Annotated in this window: 1 protein-coding gene; it reads left to right on the forward strand. The window is 59.8% G+C overall.

What is annotated here, in order from left to right:
- On the forward strand, positions 1-358 hold a 358-nt coding region (locus tag DWZ52_RS09950), incomplete at its 5' end, for an InlB B-repeat-containing protein (protein ID WP_199579174.1).
- Between the last annotated feature and the right edge of the window lie 110 nt (positions 359-468).

A 468-nucleotide genomic window follows, 5' to 3' on the forward strand; every position in this document is an offset into this window, starting at 1 on the left:
CACCTTCGCGCTGCCCAAGACCGCCCCGACCCGCAAGGGCTGGGCGTTCGACGGCTGGAACACCGAGAGGGACGGCTCGGGCGATCAGTTCACCGACAAGACCGAGGTCTCCAGGTCCACGACCGTCTACGCCCAGTGGAAGTGGGTGCCCCGCGACGTCACCGTGACCTTCGACGAGAACGGCGGCGAGACCAAGGCCGACCCCGCCTCCCAGACCAAGACCACCGAGCCGGGTGCCCTGGCTTCGACAGGGGAGAGACTGCTGCCGGTTCTTCCGCTGGCAGTTGCCGGATCTGCTTTGACTTCTTTAGGTTTGCTGCTCGAATACAACCGCAAGAAGAGGCGGAACGATAAATAAGTAATGGCCTGCCATGGCTTTGAATGAACTGCCTCCCATTTCTTGGACATGAGAAATGGGAGGCTTTCTTTATGCGCGTTGATTTGAGAGTGAAGCATGATATCGAGGCC

It is taken from the genome of Collinsella sp. AF33-16 (assembly GCF_003475325.1).
Taxonomy (GTDB): domain Bacteria; phylum Actinomycetota; class Coriobacteriia; order Coriobacteriales; family Coriobacteriaceae; genus Collinsella.